The sequence below is a fragment of the Aureispira sp. CCB-QB1 genome, assembly GCF_000724545.1.
Taxonomy (GTDB): Bacteria; Bacteroidota; Bacteroidia; order Chitinophagales; family Saprospiraceae; genus Aureispira.
Genome location: NZ_JHBV01000093.1, coordinates 1 through 551 on the forward strand (window position 1 = coordinate 1; position 551 = coordinate 551).

A 551-nucleotide genomic window follows, 5' to 3' on the forward strand; every position below is an offset into this window, starting at 1 on the left:
TATGAAAACCGATTGGACTCGAGTGGCGGTGACGGTTGGAGTGGTTGCTGCAGCTGGCGCTTTAGTTGTCTATGGTATTTATCAGTATCAACAAATTCAAACATGAAAAACAACACTACTTTAAAATGGATGGGCGGTGCTATACTGCTCTTTTTACTCCTTCTTCTGGTTCTTAAGATTCGCTTAAAATTGGCTCAAGAGAAAGCCATCCAAGCTTGTGAAAATGCTTTTGGTTATATGGATGCAACCCAACAGGATTCTATTCGTAAGATTGTGGCGGCTTTCCATCGTTATGGCGATGGGGATAAAAATAAGCTGGCTTATATCTTGGCAACGGCTTGGCATGAAAGTCACTTTCGTCCTGTTCAGGAACGCCGTGCTGCTCCTAGCCAAACGGAGTTGTATAACCGTCAAAATCAATATTGGTCCTCGGGTTATTTTGGACGGGGTTTTGTTCAATTGACTTGGAAGGAGAATTATCAAAAGATGGCTCGGGTCTTTCGGGTGGATTTTGTCAATCAGCCTGATCTAGCACTGCAGCCAACTTATGC

1 protein-coding gene is annotated in these 551 nt (G+C 43.6%); it reads left to right on the forward strand.

The features are described from left to right. Positions 1-102 precede the first annotated feature (102 nt). On the forward strand, positions 103-551 hold a 449-nt coding region (locus CG11_RS26340), incomplete at its 3' end, for a glycoside hydrolase family 19 protein (RefSeq protein WP_197043965.1).